This window comes from Shinella sp. M27 (assembly GCF_049199905.1).
Lineage (GTDB): Bacteria > Pseudomonadota > Alphaproteobacteria > Rhizobiales > Rhizobiaceae > Shinella.
Genome location: NZ_JBLZPK010000014.1, coordinates 7,186 through 27,580, shown reverse-complemented (window position 1 = coordinate 27,580; position 20,395 = coordinate 7,186). Strand labels below are relative to the sequence as shown.

Genomic DNA, 20,395 nt, shown 5'->3' with positions numbered 1-20,395 from the left:
GTTGTGTCGCAACGGCAACACATGCCGTTGCGTAAGCTTGCGCGTGCCGTTTTCAGCTTGAACCTTCCTAGCGACGAGAATAAACGCGCCCTCCCGGTCGTTCAGCCGGTGCGGATGTCAACGGATGGAGTTTTCCGCTCCTCCCGCGCGAGGCGGCCCTGCCGTCGTCGTGTACGGATGCCCGCACCAGAAAGACCGTTTGCGGACCTAGCTCAGTGGTAGAGCGCCGGACGAGACGTCCGGAGGTCGCGGGTTCGATTCCCGTTGTCTGCTCCATGGATAGCTCAGTGGTAGAGCATCAGATTTTGGTTCTGAAGTCGAAGGTTCAAATCCTTCTCCAACAGCCTTCCAAGCTGTTTCCTATCCGGTCCGGGGACCGGATTGCGGACGGCAGACCGGGGTGGGGTCGCAAGGTCGCTCTTCGGAAAGCCCGACGCCGGACATTTGCGGTCCGGTTGCCGGTGACGATCAAGCCGCCTTATGGCCAGCGACGGAGCAACGCTCTTGAGCCCGCCGCAAGGCTGCACGGTCCGCTCCCGGAAACCCGCTGCCGATGGCCGTCAACCGGTCTCCGGATCATTGCATTCGCATACCCCGCCCGCAGGTTTCCCGGGCGATCGAGGGTTCCAAGGAAACCGGCAGGCAAGTGCTCTGCTGATGCAACGAAACCGTAAACGAAAGGACAATCGGTTCATGACGTAGCGTATGACCGAAGGAGCAAGACCAATGACGATGTTTCTCGATTTGATTTTTGGGCGCAAGCGCGTCCTCGTGAAGGCCAACGAGCGGGTGCTCGCCCTCTACAAGGGCGCGGTTCTCGGCATTTTCGGCGCGGGTGAGCACAGCCTGCCGAACCGCCGCGGGCTGCTCGAGCTTGAGCGTCACGACATGAACCGGCCGGTTTTCGCGTCGGCCTACGAGAAGCCGTTGTTCGATGGTCTGCCGGAGGTCGCAAAGCGTGAACTGACGGTCATCCGCACCAGCGCCCGGGAAATCTCGGTCGTCGAGCGCGACGGCGAGCTCTACACCGTGCTGGCGCCGAACCAGAAGCTCGTGGTCTGGAACGCTGCCGGTCCGTGGACCGAGACGCGTGTCGACCTGACGGAACGGCTCGACATCGAACCGGAGCTGATGCGCCGGCTGACGCGCGCACGCCGCACGGAGCTGACCACCGCCTTCCTCGTCAATGACGGTCAGGTCGGTCTGCTCTTCGTCGACGGCACGCACCAGCGCATGCTGGAGCCGGGCCTTCATGCCTTCTGGAATGTCGGCAAGACGGTCCAGGTGCGTGTCGTGGACCTGAAGCGCCAGTCGCTCGACGTGACCGGTCAGGAACTGCTCACCCGTGACAAGGTCACGATCCGGGTGAACATTTCCGCCGAATACCGCGTCGTCGATCCGCTCAAGGCGGTGTCGGAGGTGAAGGACTTTGCCGATGCCCTGTACCGGGCATTGCAGTTCGCCTTCCGCCAGACGCTCGGCACGCTGACGCTCGACCAGATCCTGGAACGCAAGGTGACGGTCAATGCGGAAGCTGCCGAGAAGGTGCGGGCCGACATGGCTGCCATCGGGGTCGAGGTTTCGGCTATCGAGCTCAAGGACGTGATCCTGCCGGGCGAGATGCGCGATATCCTGAACCAGGTGGTTGCCGCCGAAAAGCAGGCCGAGGCCAATGTCATCCGCCGCCGCGAGGAAACGAACGCCACCCGTTCGCTCCTCAACACGGCCAAGGTGATGGCCGAAAACCCGGTCATGCTGCGGCTGAAGGAGCTGGAAGCGCTCGAAGCCATTGCCGGCAAGGTCGAGCGCCTGACCATCCACAACGGGACGGCAGGTCTGATGAACGACCTCGTGCAGCTGCGCGACAAGTAAGGGACCGCCCGGCCATGTGCCGGGCGGTTTCGTTTTCCGCCTCATCATCTCCGTGGATAGCCTTTCGTCTCCCTCGCCAAGCCGTGTGTGCAGTGCTTTCATGGTGTCGAAAGGGGCCGATGCATGATCACCGTTCGCAATGCCCGTGGGGATGACGTTCCGGAGCTCGTTGAAATCGGCGTGAGAGCCTGGGCTCAGGCTGTCGTCGGTGTCGTCGATCTTCAGGTGCGCAGCGAACATGCCCGCAATGCCTTCCAGCAGTTCCTCGCCGAGAAATGGCTGCGCGTCAGCGTCGTCGAGAGTGAAGGCGTGCTGGCCGGATGGGCCTCGCGAGAGGCGCTGGACGACGAGATCAGCGACCTCTGGGTCGATCCGCCCCAGCAGAAGAAGGGTCTTGGCGCCGCTCTCCTTGCCGCCATGGAAGCGGAAATCCTCGCCGCCGGCTTCGAGGCGGCGCGGCTCCAGACCCATGCGCGCAACACGGCCGCCGTCGGCTTCTTCCAGAAGCACGGCTATTCGGTGAACTGGCTCTCGGTCGATTATTCGGAACGCCTCGACCGCGATGTGGAATCGGTCGGCCTGCGCCGGCAGCTCGTTGCCGACGAGCCGATCGGCTATGGGCCGGGCGGGTTTTAGAGGAGGCGCGGCTTTCGCCACGCCTCCGGTCTCTCACTGATTGTCGAGCTGGGACCGCACCAGAACCAGGCCGCGCTGCGTGATGCGATAGGGCCTGCCGCCGGAGGAGGCGATGCAGCGCCGGCGTTTCAGCTTGCGGAAGAGGTCTAGGTCGAGGCCCCCGGCACGCCAGCCGTCCCGCGTGATGCAGGCGACGGTGATGATGTTGCGGTTGTCGTCTTTTTCGATGTCGATCCTGCCGCCCTGGGCGAGCAGGTGAAGAATGCGCTGTTCGGCGCGCGAAATGTCCATTGTCTTGAGTGTCCGTCTGGCGTTCGAATGAACGCGAAAAAACGTTCCGCCACCCAAGGGGTGGCAGGGTTCAGCGTTTTTTCGACCCTGCGCGCAAGCGTGATGCGGACAGGGCCTTCAGCAGGTCTCAGACGATTTAGACATCAAAACTCCATTTGCGGATGTCCGGAAATAACCGGGGTACCCGCAGAGGTCAATGCGCGAGGCCGGACTCAGGGCGACGTGTCGCAACCCGGCCCTATTTGGAAGAAGGTCGGTGCAACACGCGCGACCGGTCGGCGAGAGGGGTATCAGCCGGCTTGCAGCATCCGGTAGAGCGTCGGGCCGAAGATCAATGCCGCGGGGGCCAAAACCGCATGCAGAATCAGGATCGCCATCAGCTGCATGCGAAACGGCTCCTTGCGCGTCTTGTGCCGCAGCAGGCGTTGCGCGGCAAAGGCGCCGAGACTGCCGCCGAAGAAAGCGAATTGCAGCAGGCGCGCTTCGGAAACCCGCCAAGTGCCATCCCGCGCCGCTTCCTTGTCCCACCAGAAGAGGCAGAACGTCACGACGTTGACGAGAAGGAAAATGATCAGAAGCTTTGTCGCCGTGTCCATGGCACGGTTTTAGTCGACCCTCCTTGCGACTTGGCTAACGACCACGCGACTCACCGCTGAAAACCTTGCGCCGCCTGCCCATATGTTCTACCGAGACAGCACCGAAGACACCACAGCAAGAGCCGAAAATGACCCTCGTCGACGTCCGCACCCCTGATCCGAAACGCTTCATCCCCGGCGCCACCGGCGATTGGGAAGTCATCATCGGCATGGAGGTGCACGCGCAGGTCCTTTCGAATTCGAAGCTGTTCTCCGGCGCTTCGACGGAATTCGGCAAGGCGCCGAATGCCAACGTCTCGCTCGTCGATGCCGCCATGCCGGGCATGCTGCCCGTCATCAACGAGGAATGCGTCAAGCAGGCCGTCCGCACCGGCCTCGGCCTGAAGGCGCAGATCAACCATCGCTCGATCTTCGACCGCAAGAACTACTTCTATCCCGACCTGCCGCAGGGCTACCAGATTTCGCAGTTCAAGGACCCGATCGTCGGCGAGGGGCAGATCGTCATCTCGCTCGGTCCGGACCGCCAGGGCAACTTTGAAGACATCGAGATCGGTATCGAGCGCCTGCATCTCGAGCAGGACGCCGGCAAGTCGATGCATGACCAGCACCCGACCATGTCCTATGTCGACCTCAACCGTTCGGGCGTCGCACTGATGGAAATCGTCTCCAAGCCGGACATGCGCTCTTCGGACGAGGCCAAGGCCTATATGACCAAGCTGCGCTCCATCGTGCGCTATCTCGGCACCTGCGACGGCAACATGGACGAGGGCTCCATGCGCGCCGACGTCAACGTCTCCGTACGTCGTCCCGGCGAAGCTTTCGGCACGCGCTGCGAGATCAAGAACGTCAACTCCATCCGCTTCATCGGCCAGGCCATCGAATACGAAGCCCGCCGCCAGATCGGCATTCTGGAAGATGGCGGGTCCATCGACCAGGAAACCCGCCTCTTCGATCCCGGCAAGGGCGAGACGCGCTCCATGCGCTCGAAGGAAGACGCACACGACTACCGCTATTTCCCCGATCCGGACCTGCTGCCGCTGGAATTCGACAACGCGTTCGTCGCATCGCTGCTCGCCGATCTGCCGGAACTGCCCGACGACAAGAAGATCCGCTTCGTTAGGGATCTCGGCCTCTCGGTCTATGACGCCTCGGTGCTCGTCTCGGAAAAGGCGATCGCCGACTACTACGAGGCCGTGGCCGCCGGCCGCGACGGCAAGATTGCCGCCAACTGGGTCATCAACGACTTGCTGGGCGCCTTGAACAAGGACGGCAAAGCCATTGAAGAGACTCCGGTTTCGCCCGGTCAGCTCGGCGGTATCATCGATCTCATCAAGGACGGCACCATCTCCGGCAAGATCGCCAAGGACCTGTTCGAAATCGTCTGGAACGAGGGCGGCAACCCGGCCGAGATCGTCGAATCTCGCGGCATGAAGCAGGTGACCGATACCGGCGCCATCGAAAAGGCCGTCGACGAGATCATCGCCGCCAACCCCGATCAGGTCGCCAAGGTTCTCGCCAAGCCGACGCTGGCCGGCTGGTTCGTCGGTCAGGTCATGAAGGCGACGGGCGGCAAGGCCAATCCGCAGGCCGTTCAGGCGCTGGTCAAGGCCAAGCTCGGCATCGAGGAGTAATCACCGTGTTCTTCGTCCGCACGGCCTCCGAGCGCGATCTGGCGAAAGTCAGCGTGCTGCTCTCCGAGACGTGGCACGCCACTTACGACACGCTCTATGGTGTGGACAAGGTGAGCGAGATCACCGCGCGCTGGCATTCCGTGCCGGCGCTGAAGGCCAAGCTGGAGCGCAAGGACAGCGAATTCGTCGTGGCCGACAACGGGCGGGAACTGGCCGGCATGGGCTATGTCGCCATGGCGAAGGACCGGCCGAAGACCGTCTTCCTGCATAATCTCTATGTGCTGCCGCGCCATCAGCGGCAGGGCATCGGCCGCGACATGTTTGCCGAGCTCGAAACCTGCTTTCCCGATGCGAACGCCATGCTGCTGGAAGTCGATCCGCGCAATGACGCCGCTGTCGCCTTCTACTACGCGCATGGTTTTGCCAAGGTCGGCGAAGCCCGACATACGGCCGACAACCTCTCCGGCGTGCCGCTCGATGTCTACGAGAAGCCGCTCGGCGGTTGATCCGCGGCGAAAAGCCGTGGGCGAAGGCGCGGGAATCGCTGGACATTGGGGGGCTGTCGCGCCATAAGCGGAAGAAATATCAGTCTCGGGCCGCACCCCAAGCGTGGCCCTGCCAAGGACGCCAGCCCATGAGCCTTCTCAAGCAGATTTTCACCTGGTGGAACGGTCAGACCATCGGCACCCGCTTTCACACCTGGCGCTTCGGAACCAAGGTCGGCCAGGACGAATTCGGCAATGTCTATTATCAGGGCGGGGCCAAGGATTCCGAAGGCCGCACGCGCCGCTGGGTGATCTACAACGGTTATGCCGATGCCTCCGCCATCCCGCCGGGCTGGCACGGCTGGATGCATCACCGCACGGACGTTTCCCCGGCCGACGAAAAGTATCAGGCACACGAGTGGCAGAAGCCGCACCGCCCGAACGGCACCGGCACGGCGCAGGCCTACCGCCCGCCGGGTTCGATCGCAGTCGCCGGTGAGCGTCCGCGCGTGACGGGCGACTATGACGCCTGGACGCCGGGCAACTGATACCGATTTGGCCACATTTCGCCGGTAGCTCCAAGCAATCGGCGACGCCGGTTCAGATCGCAGGAGACGGCTTCATGACATCAGGGTTTTCAAAGGTGAACGCCGGACGGCGGTTCCTGACGAGCGTGCTTGCAGCTGCGGCTGCCAGCCTCGCCATGGCGCCTGTTGCCTCCGAAGCCGCCCGCATCGAAAACCCGGTCGCCGCCTTCTCCGGCATCGACAAGATCACCGGCCGCATCACCAATTTCGACGTCTATATCGGTGAGACCGTCCAGTTCGGCGCGTTGCAGGTGACGCCGAAGGTCTGCTACAGCCGCGACGACACCGAAGCGCAGAAGGTGACCTCTTTCGTAGAGGTCGATGAAATCACGCTCGACCGCAAAATCCGCCGCATCTTCACCGGCTGGATGTTCGCCGACAGTCCCGGCCTCAACGCCGTCGAGCACCCCGTCTATGACGTCTGGCTCGTCGAGTGCAAGGCGAAGTCGGACGTACCGCCGCCGGAAGACGGCTAACCGTGCGAAAGACCATTCGATATGGTCTGATCGCTCTCGCCGTTGTTTTTGTTGTTTTCGTCGGCGGGGTTCTCGTGGTGTCTTCTCACTTAAACGACTATATTGACCGTTGTGATGACACCAGTTCGGGCAAATACATTCTCGATCCTGATCGGCGTCAGGCGGACTGCTCTAACGATTAAAGTCAAAACGGCAGATGTGGCGAGGCCAGCGCGTTGGCCAGCATGTCCTCATATTCGATCTTCGGCACGTCTATCGCACCAAAAGTCTTCAGGTGCTCCGTCGTGAACTGTGTGTCGAGCAGGCGGAAGCCGTGCGCTTTCAGACGTTCCACAAGATGCACGAGGCAAATCTTCGACGCGTTCGTGCGCCTCGAGAACATGCTTTCGCCGAAGAAGGCGGCTCCCAGCGAGACGCCGTAGAGACCGCCCACGAGCTCTACGCCATCCCATGCTTCCACGGAATGGGCGTGGCCCATGCGGTGCAGCGTGCCATAGAGCGACTTGATCTTGGCGTTGATCCATGTCGAAGGTCGGTCGGGTGCGGCTTGCGCGCAGGCGGCCAGCACGGCGTCGAAGGCGGTATCGAAGCGGATGTCGAAGGGGTTTCGGCGGATCGTCTTGGCGAGGCTGCGCGAGACGTGGAATTTGTCGAGCGGGATGACGCCTCGCATATCCGGCTCGACCCAGAAGAGCTCCGGGTCGTCAGCCGAATCGGCCATCGGGAAGAGCCCGATGGAATAGGCGCGCAGCAAGAGTTCCGGTGTGATCTCCGGGTGCCGGCTGCGCCGCCCTGCCATGACCGACGCCGCCTCAGGCGTCGGTCTTATTGGCCAGATAATTCTCCAGCCAATGGATGTCGTAGTCGCCGTTGGCGATGTCCTGGTTGCCGATGAGGTCTTGGAACAGCGGCAGCGTCGTCTTGATGCCGTCGATGACGAACTCGTCGAGCACGCGGCGCAGGCGCATCATGCACTCGACGCGGGTGCGGCCGTGCACGATGAGCTTGCCGATCAGGCTGTCGTAATAAGGCGGGATCTTGTAGCCCTGATAGGCGCCCGAATCGACGCGAACGCCGAGACCGCCCGGCGCGTGGAAATGCGTGATCGTGCCCGGCGAGGGGACGAAGGTGCGCGGATCCTCGGCATTGATGCGGCACTCGATGGCGTGTCCCGAGAAGACGATGTCTTCTTGCTCGACCGAAAGACCGGCACCGGAGGCGACGCGGATCTGCTCGTGCACCAGGTCGATGCCGGTGATCGCTTCGGTGATCGGGTGTTCCACCTGAAGGCGGGTATTCATTTCGATGAAATAGAACTCGCCGTTTTCGTAGAGGAATTCGACCGTGCCGGCGCCGCGGTATTTCAGCTTCTTCATGGCGTCGGCGCAGATCTGGCCGATCTTCATGCGCTGGTCGACATTGAGCGCCGGCGAGTTGGCTTCTTCCCAGACCTTCTGGTGGCGGCGCTGCAGCGAGCAGTCGCGTTCGCCCAGATGCACTGCGTTACCCATGCCGTCGCCGACGACCTGGATTTCGATGTGGCGTGGCTTGCCGAGATACTTTTCCATATAGACGGCGTCGTTGCCGAAGGCGGCAAGCGCCTCGGAACGGGCCGTGGACACGGCTTCTTCCAGATCATCCTCGCTCTTGGCGACCTTCATGCCGCGGCCGCCGCCGCCGGCAGTGGCCTTGATGAGAACGGGGAAACCGATCTGGCGGGCGATCTCGAGCGCGTTCTCCGGCTTCACTTCGCCGTCCGAACCCGGAACGACCGGTATGCCAAGGGCTTCCGCCGTCTTCTTGGCGGTGATCTTGTCGCCCATAATGCGGATATGTTCCGCCGTCGGGCCGATGAAGGTGATGCCGTGCGCGTCGAGGATTTCCGCGAACTTGGCATTTTCCGAGAGGAAGCCGTAGCCCGGATGCACGGCGTCGGCGCCGGTGATCTCGCAGGCGGCGACGATCTGGTGGATGTTCAGATAGCTGTCGCGCGACGGCGGCGGGCCGATGCACACGCTCTCGTCGGCAAGGCGCACATGCATGGCGTCGGCATCGGCCGTCGAATGCACGGCAACGGTGGCGATGCCCAACTCCTTGCACGCCCGAAGGACGCGAAGGGCGATTTCGCCGCGGTTGGCAATGAGGACTTTGGAGATCATGGGACCCGCCTTATTCGATGATGACAAGCGGTTCGCCGTATTCGACCGGGCTGGCGTCCTGCACGAGGATTTCGGTGACCTTGCCCGAGCGCGGCGCCGGGATCTGGTTCATCGTCTTCATGGCCTCGATGATGAGGATGGTCTGGCCTTCCTTGACGGTCGCGCCGACTTCGATGAAGGCGCGCGAACCCGGAGCGGGCGACAGATAGGCGGTGCCCACCATCGGCGCCGTCACGGCGTTCTTGTTGTTGCGGGCGTCGGCCGGTGCTGCGGCGACGGCAGCGGTGGCGGCGACAGCGGCCGGTGCGGCATAGGTCGGGGCGGCGATCGGGGCCTGGACATATTGCGGCGTGCCGGCGCGCGAGACGCGGATGCGCAGGTCGTCCTGTTCCACTTCGATCTCGGTGAGGTCCGTCTCGTTGAGGATATTGGCGAGATCGCGGATCAGAACCTGATCGATGCCGTGTTTCTTGTCAGCCATGGGATTGAGCCTCTGGTTCTTTTTATGTCGTGATGGATGAAAGCGCATGCAGCGCAAGGACGTAGCTCTGCGCGCCAAAACCGCAGATGACGCCGTTCACGGCGGGCGCGATCATCGATTTGTGGCGGAATTCCTCGCGGGCATGCACGTTGGAAAGGTGCAGTTCGACCACCGGGATCTTGATGGCGCGGATGGCGTCATGCAGGGCGATCGAGGTGTGGGTATAGGCACCGGCGTTGATGGCGATGCCGGCAGCGACATCGCCGGCCTCGTGGATCCAGTCGACCAGATCGCCTTCATGGTTGGACTGGCGAAAATCGACGGCAAAACCCAGCTTCTCGCCTTCAGCCTTGCACAACACTTCGATATCGGCGAGCGTCTGACCGCCATAGATACCGGGCTCGCGCTTGCCGAGGGCGTTCAGGTTGGGGCCGTTGAGCACGAAAAGGGGTAAAGCCATTCGCAATTCCGCATGCTGGATTAAGGACTACCTATAGACCGGTGGTTTCCGTGAGGAAAGCCCCAAGGTACTGGGGTTTTCCGGTCATGGGGACGTGTCCACAAGCAGCAAGGCCTGAACAGGCCAGCATGGCAAGAAGATGGCGGTTACGAGCAGCTTGCCTTGCCGCAGGCGCGGACATTGGCGATCTTCGCGCGAAGGTCATCCGCGCCGACGGCGCCGAACACCATCTCGTTGCCGAGAACGTAGGAGGGGGTGCCGGTGATGCCGAGGTCGTTTGCCAGCGAATAGGCTTCGCGCACGGCGTCGTCATGCGGCTTTTCGGTCATGGTCTTGCGGATATCAGCTTCGGAAATACCCATGCCCGCCGCAAGCGCAATCGCGCTTTCTTCTGTCGCACGGCCTTCGCCGCCGAGCAGGGCACGGTGGAATTCGCCGTATTTTTCCGGCGAGAGATCGCGGAAGGCGGCGCTCACCTTGTGTGCGGCGAGCGAATCGGGGCCGAGGATTGGCAGTTCCTTCAGGACGAAGCGGACGTTCTTGTCCTCCTTCAGGATGTCGTCCATGTCGGAGAGGGCGCGCTTGCAGTAGCCGCAGTTATAATCGAAGAACTCGACGATGGTGACGTCACCCTTCGGATTGCCGAGCGCGATATCGTAGGGCGAGTTGTAGATCGCCTTTTCATTATCGGTGATCGCAGACTTGGCCTTGGCCTGCTGCTGCGCTTCCTGCTTTTTTTGCAGGGCTTCCTGCACGTCGAGCAGGACTTCCGGGTTTTCGACGAGGTATTCCTTGATGAACTCGCCGATCTCCTTCTTCTGCGCATCGTCGAGGGCGAGGGCCGGAAGGGGCGCTGCGACCGCAAAAAGAAGAGCCACGGTGGCCGCAAGCTTGGTCTTGAATGTCATGTCAGTCTGGTCCTCGTCGTGATGCGGCCCGCAGAAGTGCCATTGCCGGCGCCACCCCGTCAATGCGGGCGGGGCGCTTTCAACGACCTTATGGTTGGTCGCGGGCAAACGATAGGGAAAAAGCGGCGGATTTTCGGCCCTCGCGGGATTGTGAAGGCGCAAATCTTGCGGCAGGAAGACCACGATCCAGAAACCGGAAGATAAGCCCATGAAACTCTCCCGCCGCGGCGCCGTCGAACCCTTTCACGCCATGGACGTGCTCGCCGAGGCGACCAAGCAGCGCGCCGCCGGCCGGCCGGTGATTTCCATGGCCGTCGGCCAGCCGGTGCATCCCGCACCCGAAGCCGCCCGGCAAGCCGCCCGCAGGGCGCTGGAGATCGGCCGTATCGGCTATACGGATGCGCTCGGCCTGCTGTCGCTCCGCCGCGCGATCTCGGATTTCTACAAAGGTCATCACGGCGTTTTTGTCGATCCCGGCCGCATCGCCATCACCACGGGTTCGTCGGCGGGCTTCAATCTGGCTTTCCTTGCGCTGTTCGATGCCGGCGACCGCGTCGCTATCGCGCGTCCCGGATATCCCGCCTATCGCAATATCCTCGCGGCGCTCGGCATCGAGACGGTGGAGATCGAGGTGAATGCCGAAAACGGCTTTACCCTGACGCCACAGGCGCTGGAAGCGGCCGGAAAGATCGATGGCGTGCTGCTCGCAAGCCCCGCCAATCCGACCGGAACCGTCACTGGCCGCGAGAACCTTGCAGCGCTCTCGGCCTATTGCCGGGATAACGGCATCGCTTTCATTTCCGACGAGATCTACCACGGCCTGACCTTTGTCGGCGAAGAGGCGACGGCGCTGGAATTCGGCGACGAGGCGGTCATCATCAATTCGTTCTCGAAATATTATTGCATGACCGGCTGGCGTATCGGCTGGATGGTGCTGCCGGAAAAGCTGGTGCGTCCCGTCGAGCGTATCGCCCAGAGCCTCTATATCTCCGCGCCGGAACTCTCGCAGATCGCGGCGGAAGCAGCGCTTGGCGCCGAGGCGGAGCTGAACGTCTATCGCGACGCCTACCGCTTGAACCGCGACTTCCTGGTGAAGCGCCTGCCGGAAATCGGCTTCTCCATCGCCTCGCCGATGGATGGCGCCTTCTACGCCTATGTCGATGTCAGCCGGTTCACCAATGACAGCATGGCCTTCGCCCGCCGCATGCTGGCCGAGACGGATGTGGCGGCAACGCCCGGGATCGATTTCGACCCAACGGACGGCCACCACACGATGCGCTTTTCCTATGCCGGCTCCTTCGCGGAGATGAACGAGGCGGTCGACCGCCTCGCGCGTTGGCTGGCCTGAAGCCGGAAAGCGATTCCGTTTCAGCGCCTTGCGCCGGGAAACGGAATCGATCCGTCACGCAGCTGAATCACTTTCTCAGACCCGGTTGATCGACACGCCGCCGTCGACCAGCATCGCCGTGCCGGTGGTGAAGCTCGATGCGTCCGAGCAGAGGAAGAGCGCGGCTTGCGCGATTTCCTCGGGCGCTGCGATGCGCTTGAAGGCGTTGAGCCCGGCCACGAACTGCCGTGCTTCCGGCGTGTTGGCGACCTCACGGCCCATCGGCGTGTCCGTCGCGCCCGGCAGCAGCGCATTCACGCGAATGCCCTTCGGGCCGTATTCCGACGCAAGCACCTGAACAAGACCGATGAGCCCCGATTTCGAGGCTGCATAGGCGGCAAGACCCGGAAAGCCCGCCGTGTAACCGACGAAGGTGGAGGTGAAGACGAGGCTGCCGCCGCCGCGCGCTTCCATCGCCGGCAGCTGGTACTTTGCGGCGAGAAAACCGCTCGTCAGATTGACGGTCAGCACGTCCTGCCATTCCTGCCCGGAAAGCGCCGGCAGCGGGCCGACCGGGCCGGTGGTGCCGGCATTGTTGAAGGCGATATCGACGCCGCCGAACTCCGCTTGTGCAGTCTCGACCAGCGCGCGGTGATGCGCTTCGTCGCCGACATCGCCGGGCAGGGCGATCACGGCACCGCCTTCCGTCCGGATTTCGCGCGCCACGTCGTCAAGCCGTTCCTGTCCTCGGGCGGACAGAACGAGCTGCGCGCCCTGGCGGGCGAAGAGCAGGGCGGCGGCGCGGCCGATGCCGGAGCTGGCGCCGGTGATGATGGCGACCTTGTTATCGAGGTGGGTCATGGATGTCTCCTTGCTGGTTTCTGACGGCCGCCGATGTCGCAGAAGGCCGACCAGGCAACCACCCGATTCCCGCCCAAACGAAAAAGGCCCGGTGAAAACCGGGCCTTTCGAATTCAGGAGTATAGGCGGGCGCTTAGAAGAAGCCGCGGCGCTGCCACCAGCCGCCCTTCTTGGGCTTGTCGGCCTCTTCTTCCGCAGCGGCTTCCTTCGTCGTGGACGATTTCACCACCGGTTCCGACGCGATCTTGTTGATGTCGCGGTTGCCACGGACGGGCTTGGCAGCATCTTCGAGATCGGCAGCGGCTTCCTCGACTGCCGGTTCCACCGGAGTAGCCTCTTCAACGGCCGGAGCCGGCTGCGCTTCGATTTCCACGCGGGCAGCTTCGTCGGTCGTCACCTCTTCGGCAGCGGCCTTGGCGCGGCTCTTGCGGGCACGCTTCGGCTTGGCCGGTGCCTCTTCGGCAACGGCTTCGACCGGCGCTTCCTCGGTTACGACAGCAACTTCGGCAGCCTCGACCTCGATGGTGGCGGCCTCTTCGGTTTCGCCCTCGTCGCCGTCTTCGTCGCCTTCACCGGATGCGGCATCGACTGCACCGTCTTCCGGACGGTTGCGGCGGCCACCACGCTTGCCGCGACGACGGCGCTTGCGGCGCTGATCGGCTTCTTCCGCGGTCTCGGAGGCCTTCGCGACCTCCGGAGCCTCGTCGCCCTCGGCCTCGTCGTCGTCGATTTCGTCCTCGTCGCCGGCCTGTTCGCCGCCGAAGGAGGCGGTGTCGGCACCCTCGCCATCGCGGCCACGGCCACGGCGGCGGCGGCGGCGCTTGCGCTTGTTGTTACGACCGTTCTCGTCCGAAGAGGCGGACGTCTGGGCAACCGGTGCGGCGGCGGCCGGACGTGCTGCTGCTTCTTCCTCTTCTTCGTCGATCTCGTCCTCGATCACGACATCGTCGTCTTCGGGCTCGGGCTCGAAATGCAGGATCTGTTCGATCTTGACCGGGTTTTCGACGGCTTCGCCGCGATCGATCGCAAAATGCTGCGCGCCGACATGGGCATCGGCCTCGATGATGATCTGGACGCCGAAGCGGCCTTCATAATCGATGATCGTGCCGCGCTTATGGTTGAGCAGGTAGAGCGCGATGTCAGGCGTCGTGCGGACGCTGATATTGTGCGTGGTGTTCTTGAGGAGATATTCCTCGATGCCGCGCAGAACGTGCAGTGCGACCGAAGACTGCGAGCGGATGTGGCCCGTACCGTTGCAGTGCGGGCAAACCTGCATGGTCGATTCGAGAACGGATGCACGGATGCGCTGGCGCGACATTTCGAGCAGGCCGAAATGCGAGATGCGGCCGACCTGGATGCGTGCGCGGTCGTTCTTAAGATGGTCCTTCAGGCGCTTCTCGACGGAGCGGTTGTTACGCTTCTCCTCCATATCGATGAAGTCGATGACGACGAGGCCGGCAAGGTCGCGCAGGCGAAGCTGGCGCGCCACTTCTTCCGCAGCCTCCAGGTTCGTCTGGAGCGCGGTATCCTCGATGGAATGCTCGCGCGTCGAACGGCCGGAATTGACGTCGATCGAGACGAGCGCCTCGGTCTGGTTGATGATGATGTAGCCGCCGGACTTCAGCGTCACCTGCGGCTGCAGCATGCGGTCGAGCTGGGCTTCGATGCCCGAGCGCGAGAAGATCGGATGCACGTCGCGATAGGGCTGGACGACCTTCGCATGGCTCGGCATCAGCATCTTCATGAAGGCCTTCGCTTCGCGATAGCCTTCCTCGCCGGCAACGACGATCTCGCTGATGTCCTTGTTGTAGAGGTCGCGGATCGAGCGCTTGATGAGCGAGCCTTCCTCGTAAACGAGGGTCGGCGCGGTCGATTGCAGCGTCAGCGTGCGGACGTTTTCCCACAGGCGCATCAGATATTCGAAGTCGCGCTTGACCTCGACGCGGGTGCGGTTGGCACCGGCGGTGCGCAGGATGACGCCCATGCCCTGCGGAACCTCGAGGTCGCGGGCGATTTCCTTCAGGCGCTTGCGGTCCTGCAGGTTGGTGATCTTGCGGGAAATGCCGCCGCCGCGCGCCGTGTTCGGCATCAGAACGGAGTAGCGGCCGGCCAGCGACAGATAGGTGGTGAGAGCAGCACCCTTGTTGCCGCGCTCTTCCTTGGCAACCTGCACGAGCAGGATCTGGCGGCGCTTGATGACTTCCTGGATCCGGTACTGCTTGCGCGGCTTGCGCTGCACGCGGTCCGGCACCTCTTCCATGGCATCTTCGGCGCCGACGGATTCGATGACTTCCTTTTCTTCGCCGTTATGATCGTCGTCATCGTCGTCGTCATCGCGACGACGGCGGCGCTTGCGGTCGGAAGGCTCGGAGATTTCGTCGGTGTCGACGGCCATCGCCATCGCACCACCGGGGGTCTCGTCGTCGCTGCTCTCGGCGGCGGCTGCATCTTCAGCCTCGGCGGCCGGAGCTTCTTCGGTCTTAACCTTGGCCTTGCGCGTGCGGCGCGGCTTTTTCGGCTTTTCGGCCGGTACTTCTTCCGCGGCAAGATCGGCCGAGGCCTCGACGACCTCGGGTTCGGCAGCGGCTTCGACCGCTACTTCTTCCACAGCGGCGACGACAGCGACGTCGGCTTCCGTTTCAGCCGGGGATTCGCTTGTCTCGGAACGGTCGTTCGCCGTTTCGACATGTTCGATATCGTCGTCGCGGCGATGCTCTTCGGCTTCCGCCCTCAGGAGCGCCTGACGGTCGGCCAGCGGGATCTGGTAGTAGTCCGGGTGGATTTCGGCAAAGGCCAGAAAGCCGTGGCGGTTGCCGCCGTAATCGACGAAGGCCGCCTGGAGCGACGGTTCGACGCGTGTGACCTTGGCAAGGTAGATATTGCCGCGGATCTGCTTCTTGTGTTCGGATTCGAAGTCGAATTCTTCTATGCGGTTTCCGCGTACGACAACGACGCGCGTCTCCTCGGAGTGAGACGCGTCGATAAGCATTTTCTCTGCCATGTAGATTGAGCTCCTCGGCGCAGCCGCAATCCTGGCGGCAAGCTGTACCCTGAAACGGGTGAGCCGGGGGAGGAGGGGGATGCGCCGGATAAGTAAGTTCCCGTCAGGCCCCGGTGAGGTGTTGGCGGACGGAGGAAGGCCGGAGCGCGAGCGTCCCGGTGCCTGTTACCCTCTGAAAGCGTCCACTGCGTCAACATCAACGTCCAACGAGAATGCCAGTGCCATAGACCCTGAAGGTCCGATGAAGTTGCCCTTTGGTAAGGGCGTTTGGTGGAAATCCACCTTGTCTGTTCCGGCCACCGCCGGTTTACGCGATCTGTTCGGCCGGGAAAAAGCGTGTGTGACGGCGGATGAGGCCCTGTTCGGCGCCAAGTCCCGAAGGAGTGGCTGCCTGCCCAGGGCGATTCTATCCCGTCTGGTCTTTTTCCCTGATTTTGCTTTTATGGCGGATATGTCACAATGGCAAGGGAAAAGCCAAAAGCGTCATAATCTTGATGGATTTGCGATGATGTGTCAGCCGTTGCGGCGGCAGGCACTTCGGCAAGCTTTGGTTAACCCTATAGGGGCATCTATGAGGCTTGTCTTCAGCCGCACCGCGCGGTTTTCACGCGTTTGAACGGACTGTCAGTGGTGATGCTACGCCTTATCCCGGAAAAATCGCTCCGCTTCGTGGCGGGTGCGCTGGCTGTTCTGCTGGGCCTTGCCGCGCCGGCCTTCGCTGCCTCCGCCACGGCCGCGCCGCTGCTTGCCTTTTCCGCGCGTATTGCCGGTGACGACGCCCGCACGCGGCTGATCATCGATTTCGACCGCAAGCCCGACTTTAAAGTCCATTACGTCGCCAATCCCTACCGTGTGCTGATCGACCTGCCGGAGACCGATTTCGGCATCAAGGCCGAACAGCTCGAAGCGCGTGGCATCTTTTCGGAGATCCGGTACGGCACCATGGCAGAGGGACGTTCGCGCATCGTGCTGACGGCGAAGAAGCCGATCACCGTGGCGCTTGCCGAGGTGCAGGAAGAGCAGGGGGCTGCAAGCTACCGTCTCGTCATCGACGCCGCGATCGCCACGAAGGAGGCGTTCCAGGCGCAGATGGAAAAGCAGAGCTGGCAGGAGGCCACCGCGCCCGCCACGGAGCAGAAGCCGGTCATGCTGCCGGGCGGCAATGCCGGGGGGCCTTTCGTCATCGCCGTCGACGCCGGCCATGGCGGCATCGACAACGGTGCGCGCGGCGGCATCACCCAGACCGAGGAGAAAAACGTCACGCTGGCTTTCGCCAAGGCGCTGGCCGATGCCCTCAACACGCTGCCCGATACCAAGGCCATCCTCACCCGCGACAAGGACGAGTTCCTGTCGCTCTCCCAGCGCGTGCAGCTTGCCCGCAACGAGGGCGCCAACCTCCTAATCTCCATTCATGCCGACACGCTGAAGCAGAAGGATACGCGCGGCGCGACGGTCTATACGATCTCCGACAAGGCCTCCGACAGCCTCGCCGCCAGCCTTGCCGAGCGCGAAAACCTCTCCGACCAGATCGCCGGCATCGCCTTCGTCGATGAACCGGCCGAGGTCGCCGACATCCTTCTAGATTTGACACGGCGCGAGACGCAGGCCTTCTCGATCAATCTTGCGCAGAGCGTTGTCAGCACCTTCAAGAACGAGGTGCTGCTGATCAACAATCCGCACCGCCATGCCGGCTTCCGCGTGCTGACGGCGCCGGACGTGCCGTCGATCCTGCTCGAACTCGGCTTCATGTCGAACAAGGACGACGAGCAGCTTTTGATCGATCCTGCCTGGCAGAAGAAGGTCGCCGGCCTCGTCGCGAAGGCGGTCGGCGAGTATCGCGCGACGGTCGTCGCGAACGGCGGTTAAGCCTTTCCTGCATTTCGCCGGGCGGGCACCGGCAGACCATGCTAGTATCCCGCCTGTGCCGGAAAAGTGACAGCGGCTGCCATTGTGCGGTGGTGAAGCCGGGATGCATGCTGTAAGCCCTATTTTCCTCACATTCCGATCGCTAGACGGTTGCGGGAAATGTGGGGACGACTCGTCTTCGGCAGGGATGGTGCAATGGCTGTATTGGGCTGTTGCGGCGCAAGTCCGGGCAGCAGGTCTGCCCGATGAAATTAAAAGACATAAGGCATCGGTAACTGGCTCATGATCAGACTGATTGGATATTTCTTCGGGATCGGCGCCGTGGCGTTCCTCGGCGTGGCGGCAGCGGTTGCGCTCTATCTCGGAAGTGTCACCAAGGATCTTCCCGATTATGAAGTCCTCAACAGCTATGCGCCGCCGGTAACGACGCGCGTGCATGCCGGCGACGGCGCGCTGATGGCCGAATATGCCCGTGAACGCCGCCTCTATCTGCCGATCCAGGCGATCCCGGACCGCGTGAAGGCCGCCTTCCTTTCCGCCGAAGACAAGAACTTCTACCAGCATCCCGGCGTCGACGTGACGGGCCTGTTCCGCGCCATTGTGGTCAACCTGCAGAATTTCGGCTCGGGCCGCCGCCCGGTCGGCGCATCCACGATCACCCAGCAGGTCGCCAAGAACTTCCTGCTCTCGTCGGACCAGACCATCGACCGCAAGGTCAAGGAAGCGATCCTCTCCTTCCGCATCGAGCAGGCCTATTCCAAGGACCGCATTCTCGAACTCTATTTGAACGAGATTTTCTTCGGTCTGAATTCCTACGGCATTGCCGGCGCCGCACTCACCTATTTCGACAAGTCGGTTACCGAGCTGACGGTCGCCGAGACGGCCTACCTCGCCGCGCTGCCGAAGGGGCCGTCGAACTACCATCCCTTCCGTCGCACCGAAGCCGCCATCGAGCGCCGCAACTGGGTGATCGACCGCATGGTCGAGAACGGCTACGTCACCAAGGCCGACGGCGACGAGGCGAAGACCCAGCCGCTCGGCGTGACGCCGCGCCACCGCGGCACCTATCTTTTCGCCTCGGACTATTTCTCCGAGGAAGTGCGCCGCCAGATCATTGAGCGCTACGGCGACAACGCGCTTTATGAAGGCGGCCTTTCGGTGCGCACCTCGCTCGATCCGCGCATCCAGATCGCGGCGCGCAAGGCCCTTCAGCACGGCCTCCTGACCTATGACGAACGCCGCGGTTTCCACGGCGTCGTCAAGACGATCGAGATCGGCGGCGACTGGGGCGTGGAACTTGCCAAGGTCGAATCGCTCGCCGACGTGCCGGAATGGAAACTCGCCGTGGTTCTTTCCGTCGATGACGGTGGTGCCGATATCGGCCTTCAGCCGAGCAAGGAAGCCTCCGGCAAGGTCGTCGCGCAACGCGTGACGGGCCGTATCGAAGCGAAAGCCATGACCTGGGCCTACCGTTCGGCCAAGGGGGACCGCGGTACGGCGAAATCGCCGGCCGGCGTCTTCAATGTCGGCGACGTCGTTTATGTCGAGCCGACGGAAGACAGCAATGTCTATCGCCTGCGCCAGCCGCCGAAGGTGCAGGGTGGCCTCGTCGCCATGGATCCGCATACCGGCCGCGTGCTTGCCATGGTCGGCGGCTTCTCCTATGGCCAGTCGGAATTCAACCGTGCCACACAGGCGATGCGCCAGCCGGGCTCGTCCTTCAAGCCTTTCGTTTACGCTGCTGCGCTCGACAACGGTTATACGCCCGCTTCTGTCATCATGGATGCGCCGATCGAGATCGTCGCCGGCGGCCAGGTCTGGCGCCCGCAGAACTACGGCGGCGGCTCGTCCGGTCCCTCGACGCTGCGTCTCGGTATCGAGAAATCGCGTAACCTCATGACGGTTCGCCTCGCCAACGACATGGGCATGAACCTCGTCGCCGAATATGCCGAACGTTTCGGCATCTATGACAAGATGCTGCCGGTTCTCGCCATGTCGCTCGGCTCCGGCGAAACCACGGTTCTGCGCATGGTCTCGGCCTATGCGGTGCTGGCGAATGGCGGCAAGCAGATCAAGCCGTCGCTGATCGACCGCATCCAGGACCGTTACGGCAAGACGATCTTCCGCCATGAAGAACGCACCTGCGAGAACTGCAACGCCAACGATTGGGAAAACCAGGACGAGCCTGTCCTTACCGACAACCGCGAGCAGGTCCTCGACCCGATGACCGCCTACCAGATCACCTCGATGATGGAAGGCGTCGTGACGCGCGGCACGGCGGCCGGCAAGATCAAGCTCGACCGCCCGACGGCGGGCAAGACCGGAACGACCAACGATGAAAAGGATGCCTGGTTCGTCGGCTATACGCCCGATCTCGTCGCCGGCCTCTATATCGGTTTCGACAACCCGGCGCCGCTCGGCCGCGGTGCGACCGGCGGCTCGCTGTCGGCGCCGATCTTCAACGAGTTCATGACGGCAGCTGTCGAGGGCACCAAGCCGACGAAATTCATCGTCCCCGAAGGCATGCAGTTCATTCCCGTCAACCGTAAGACCGGCATGCAGGCGAACGAGGGCGATCCGGATACGATCATGGAGGCCTTCAAGCCCGGCACCGGCCCGGCCGACGTCTTCTCGGTCATCGGCGGCGAGGAATATGCCAGCCCCGAGGAAATCCTGAAGAGCTCGCCGCAGGCCAACCAGGCGGTCACGGGCGGCAGCGGCGGCCTGTTCTGATCCATCATCATCTCGGAGAAGAGGG

19 protein-coding genes and 2 tRNA genes are annotated in these 20,395 nt (G+C 62.8%); 12 read left to right on the top strand and 9 right to left on the bottom strand.

The annotated features are described in order from the left end of the window. Window positions 1-201 precede the first annotated feature (201 nt). The 4 genes from ACOZK4_RS05315 to ACOZK4_RS05300 all read left to right on the top strand — a co-directional run bounded on the left by ACOZK4_RS05315 (window position 202) and on the right by ACOZK4_RS05300 (window position 2,508). Window positions 202-276, top strand: a tRNA-Ser gene (locus ACOZK4_RS05315). Then, window positions 277-341: transfer RNA gene (locus ACOZK4_RS05310), tRNA-Gln, on the top strand. A gap of 385 nt (window positions 342-726) precedes the next feature. Further along, window positions 727-1,872: a slipin family protein gene (locus ACOZK4_RS05305; RefSeq protein WP_421590865.1), complete on the top strand. Its 1,146-nt coding sequence runs from the start codon at window positions 727-729 to the stop codon at window positions 1,870-1,872. Between the two features lie 123 nt (window positions 1,873-1,995). Continuing rightward, complete coding sequence (locus ACOZK4_RS05300) at window positions 1,996-2,508, top strand: GNAT family N-acetyltransferase (protein WP_421590863.1); 513 nt, start codon at window positions 1,996-1,998, stop codon at window positions 2,506-2,508. A gap of 33 nt (window positions 2,509-2,541) precedes the next feature. On the opposite strand, the gene ACOZK4_RS05295 is transcribed toward ACOZK4_RS05300, so the two are convergent. Both ACOZK4_RS05295 and ACOZK4_RS05290 read right to left on the bottom strand, forming a co-directional pair. Then, window positions 2,542-2,799 (bottom strand): YjhX family toxin, encoded by a 258-nt coding sequence (locus ACOZK4_RS05295; protein ID WP_421590862.1) that lies wholly within the window; start codon window positions 2,797-2,799, stop codon window positions 2,542-2,544. A gap of 290 nt (window positions 2,800-3,089) precedes the next feature. Beyond that, window positions 3,090-3,395, bottom strand: coding sequence for a DUF1294 domain-containing protein (locus ACOZK4_RS05290; RefSeq protein ID WP_421590860.1), 306 nt, complete (start codon window positions 3,393-3,395; stop codon window positions 3,090-3,092). A gap of 128 nt (window positions 3,396-3,523) precedes the next feature. Here ACOZK4_RS05290 and gatB point away from each other — a divergent pair, with 128 nt between their 5' ends. The 4 genes from gatB (at window position 3,524) to ACOZK4_RS05270 (ending at window position 6,574) form a co-directional block, all read left to right on the top strand. Continuing rightward, on the top strand, window positions 3,524-5,026 hold the full coding sequence (gene gatB / locus ACOZK4_RS05285) for an Asp-tRNA(Asn)/Glu-tRNA(Gln) amidotransferase subunit GatB (protein WP_421590859.1): 1,503 nt from the start codon (window positions 3,524-3,526) through the stop codon (window positions 5,024-5,026). Between the two features lie 5 nt (window positions 5,027-5,031). After that, window positions 5,032-5,532, top strand: a complete 501-nt coding sequence (locus ACOZK4_RS05280; RefSeq protein WP_421590858.1) for a GNAT family N-acetyltransferase — start codon at window positions 5,032-5,034, stop codon at window positions 5,530-5,532. 128 nt (window positions 5,533-5,660) lie between these two features. After that, the gene (locus ACOZK4_RS05275; RefSeq protein ID WP_421590857.1) at window positions 5,661-6,059 is read left to right on the top strand and encodes an NADH:ubiquinone oxidoreductase subunit NDUFA12; all 399 of its coding nucleotides are present in this window, start codon (window positions 5,661-5,663) and stop codon (window positions 6,057-6,059) included. Between the two features lie 155 nt (window positions 6,060-6,214). Further along, a complete protein-coding gene (locus ACOZK4_RS05270) occupies window positions 6,215-6,574 on the top strand; it encodes a DUF2155 domain-containing protein (protein WP_421591207.1) in 360 nt (119 codons plus the stop codon). Between the two features lie 184 nt (window positions 6,575-6,758). Here the strand turns inward: ACOZK4_RS05270 and aat are convergent, their stop codons facing one another. The 5 genes from aat to ACOZK4_RS05245 form a co-directional block, all read right to left on the bottom strand. Further along, window positions 6,759-7,373, bottom strand: a complete 615-nt coding sequence (aat, locus tag ACOZK4_RS05265) for a leucyl/phenylalanyl-tRNA--protein transferase (protein WP_313524161.1) — start codon at window positions 7,371-7,373, stop codon at window positions 6,759-6,761. A 13-nt stretch (window positions 7,374-7,386) separates the two neighbouring features. Beyond that, window positions 7,387-8,733, bottom strand: coding sequence for an acetyl-CoA carboxylase biotin carboxylase subunit (gene accC / locus ACOZK4_RS05260; protein ID WP_421590855.1), 1,347 nt, complete (start codon window positions 8,731-8,733; stop codon window positions 7,387-7,389). A 10-nt stretch (window positions 8,734-8,743) separates the two neighbouring features. Beyond that, a complete protein-coding gene (gene accB / locus ACOZK4_RS05255; RefSeq protein WP_421590853.1) occupies window positions 8,744-9,214 on the bottom strand; it encodes an acetyl-CoA carboxylase biotin carboxyl carrier protein in 471 nt (156 codons plus the stop codon). Between the two features lie 22 nt (window positions 9,215-9,236). After that, window positions 9,237-9,674 (bottom strand): type II 3-dehydroquinate dehydratase, encoded by a 438-nt coding sequence (gene aroQ, locus ACOZK4_RS05250; protein ID WP_421590852.1) that lies wholly within the window; start codon window positions 9,672-9,674, stop codon window positions 9,237-9,239. Between the two features lie 146 nt (window positions 9,675-9,820). Further along, window positions 9,821-10,582 (bottom strand): DsbA family protein, encoded by a 762-nt coding sequence (locus ACOZK4_RS05245; RefSeq protein ID WP_421590851.1) that lies wholly within the window; start codon window positions 10,580-10,582, stop codon window positions 9,821-9,823. Between the two features lie 208 nt (window positions 10,583-10,790). Here ACOZK4_RS05245 and ACOZK4_RS05240 point away from each other — a divergent pair, with 208 nt between their 5' ends. Beyond that, the gene (locus ACOZK4_RS05240) at window positions 10,791-11,930 is read left to right on the top strand and encodes a pyridoxal phosphate-dependent aminotransferase (protein WP_421590850.1); all 1,140 of its coding nucleotides are present in this window, start codon (window positions 10,791-10,793) and stop codon (window positions 11,928-11,930) included. Between the two features lie 75 nt (window positions 11,931-12,005). Here the strand turns inward: ACOZK4_RS05240 and ACOZK4_RS05235 are convergent, their stop codons facing one another. Both ACOZK4_RS05235 and ACOZK4_RS05230 read right to left on the bottom strand, forming a co-directional pair. Continuing rightward, window positions 12,006-12,770 (bottom strand): SDR family oxidoreductase, encoded by a 765-nt coding sequence (locus tag ACOZK4_RS05235; RefSeq protein ID WP_421590849.1) that lies wholly within the window; start codon window positions 12,768-12,770, stop codon window positions 12,006-12,008. Window positions 12,771-12,903: 133 nt separating this feature from the next. Then, on the bottom strand, window positions 12,904-15,771 hold the full coding sequence (locus tag ACOZK4_RS05230) for an Rne/Rng family ribonuclease (protein ID WP_421590848.1): 2,868 nt from the start codon (window positions 15,769-15,771) through the stop codon (window positions 12,904-12,906). 241 nt (window positions 15,772-16,012) lie between these two features. Between ACOZK4_RS05230 and ACOZK4_RS05225 the strand changes: the two genes are divergently transcribed. The 3 genes from ACOZK4_RS05225 to ACOZK4_RS05215 all read left to right on the top strand — a co-directional run bounded on the left by ACOZK4_RS05225 (window position 16,013) and on the right by ACOZK4_RS05215 (window position 20,370). Next, complete coding sequence (locus ACOZK4_RS05225) at window positions 16,013-16,387, top strand: hypothetical protein (RefSeq protein WP_421590847.1); 375 nt, start codon at window positions 16,013-16,015, stop codon at window positions 16,385-16,387. Between the two features lie 17 nt (window positions 16,388-16,404). Then, window positions 16,405-17,637 (top strand): N-acetylmuramoyl-L-alanine amidase, encoded by a 1,233-nt coding sequence (locus tag ACOZK4_RS05220; RefSeq protein WP_421591206.1) that lies wholly within the window; start codon window positions 16,405-16,407, stop codon window positions 17,635-17,637. A gap of 282 nt (window positions 17,638-17,919) precedes the next feature. Next, window positions 17,920-20,370, top strand: a complete 2,451-nt coding sequence (locus ACOZK4_RS05215; RefSeq protein WP_421590846.1) for a penicillin-binding protein 1A — start codon at window positions 17,920-17,922, stop codon at window positions 20,368-20,370. Window positions 20,371-20,395: the final 25 nt, after the last annotated feature.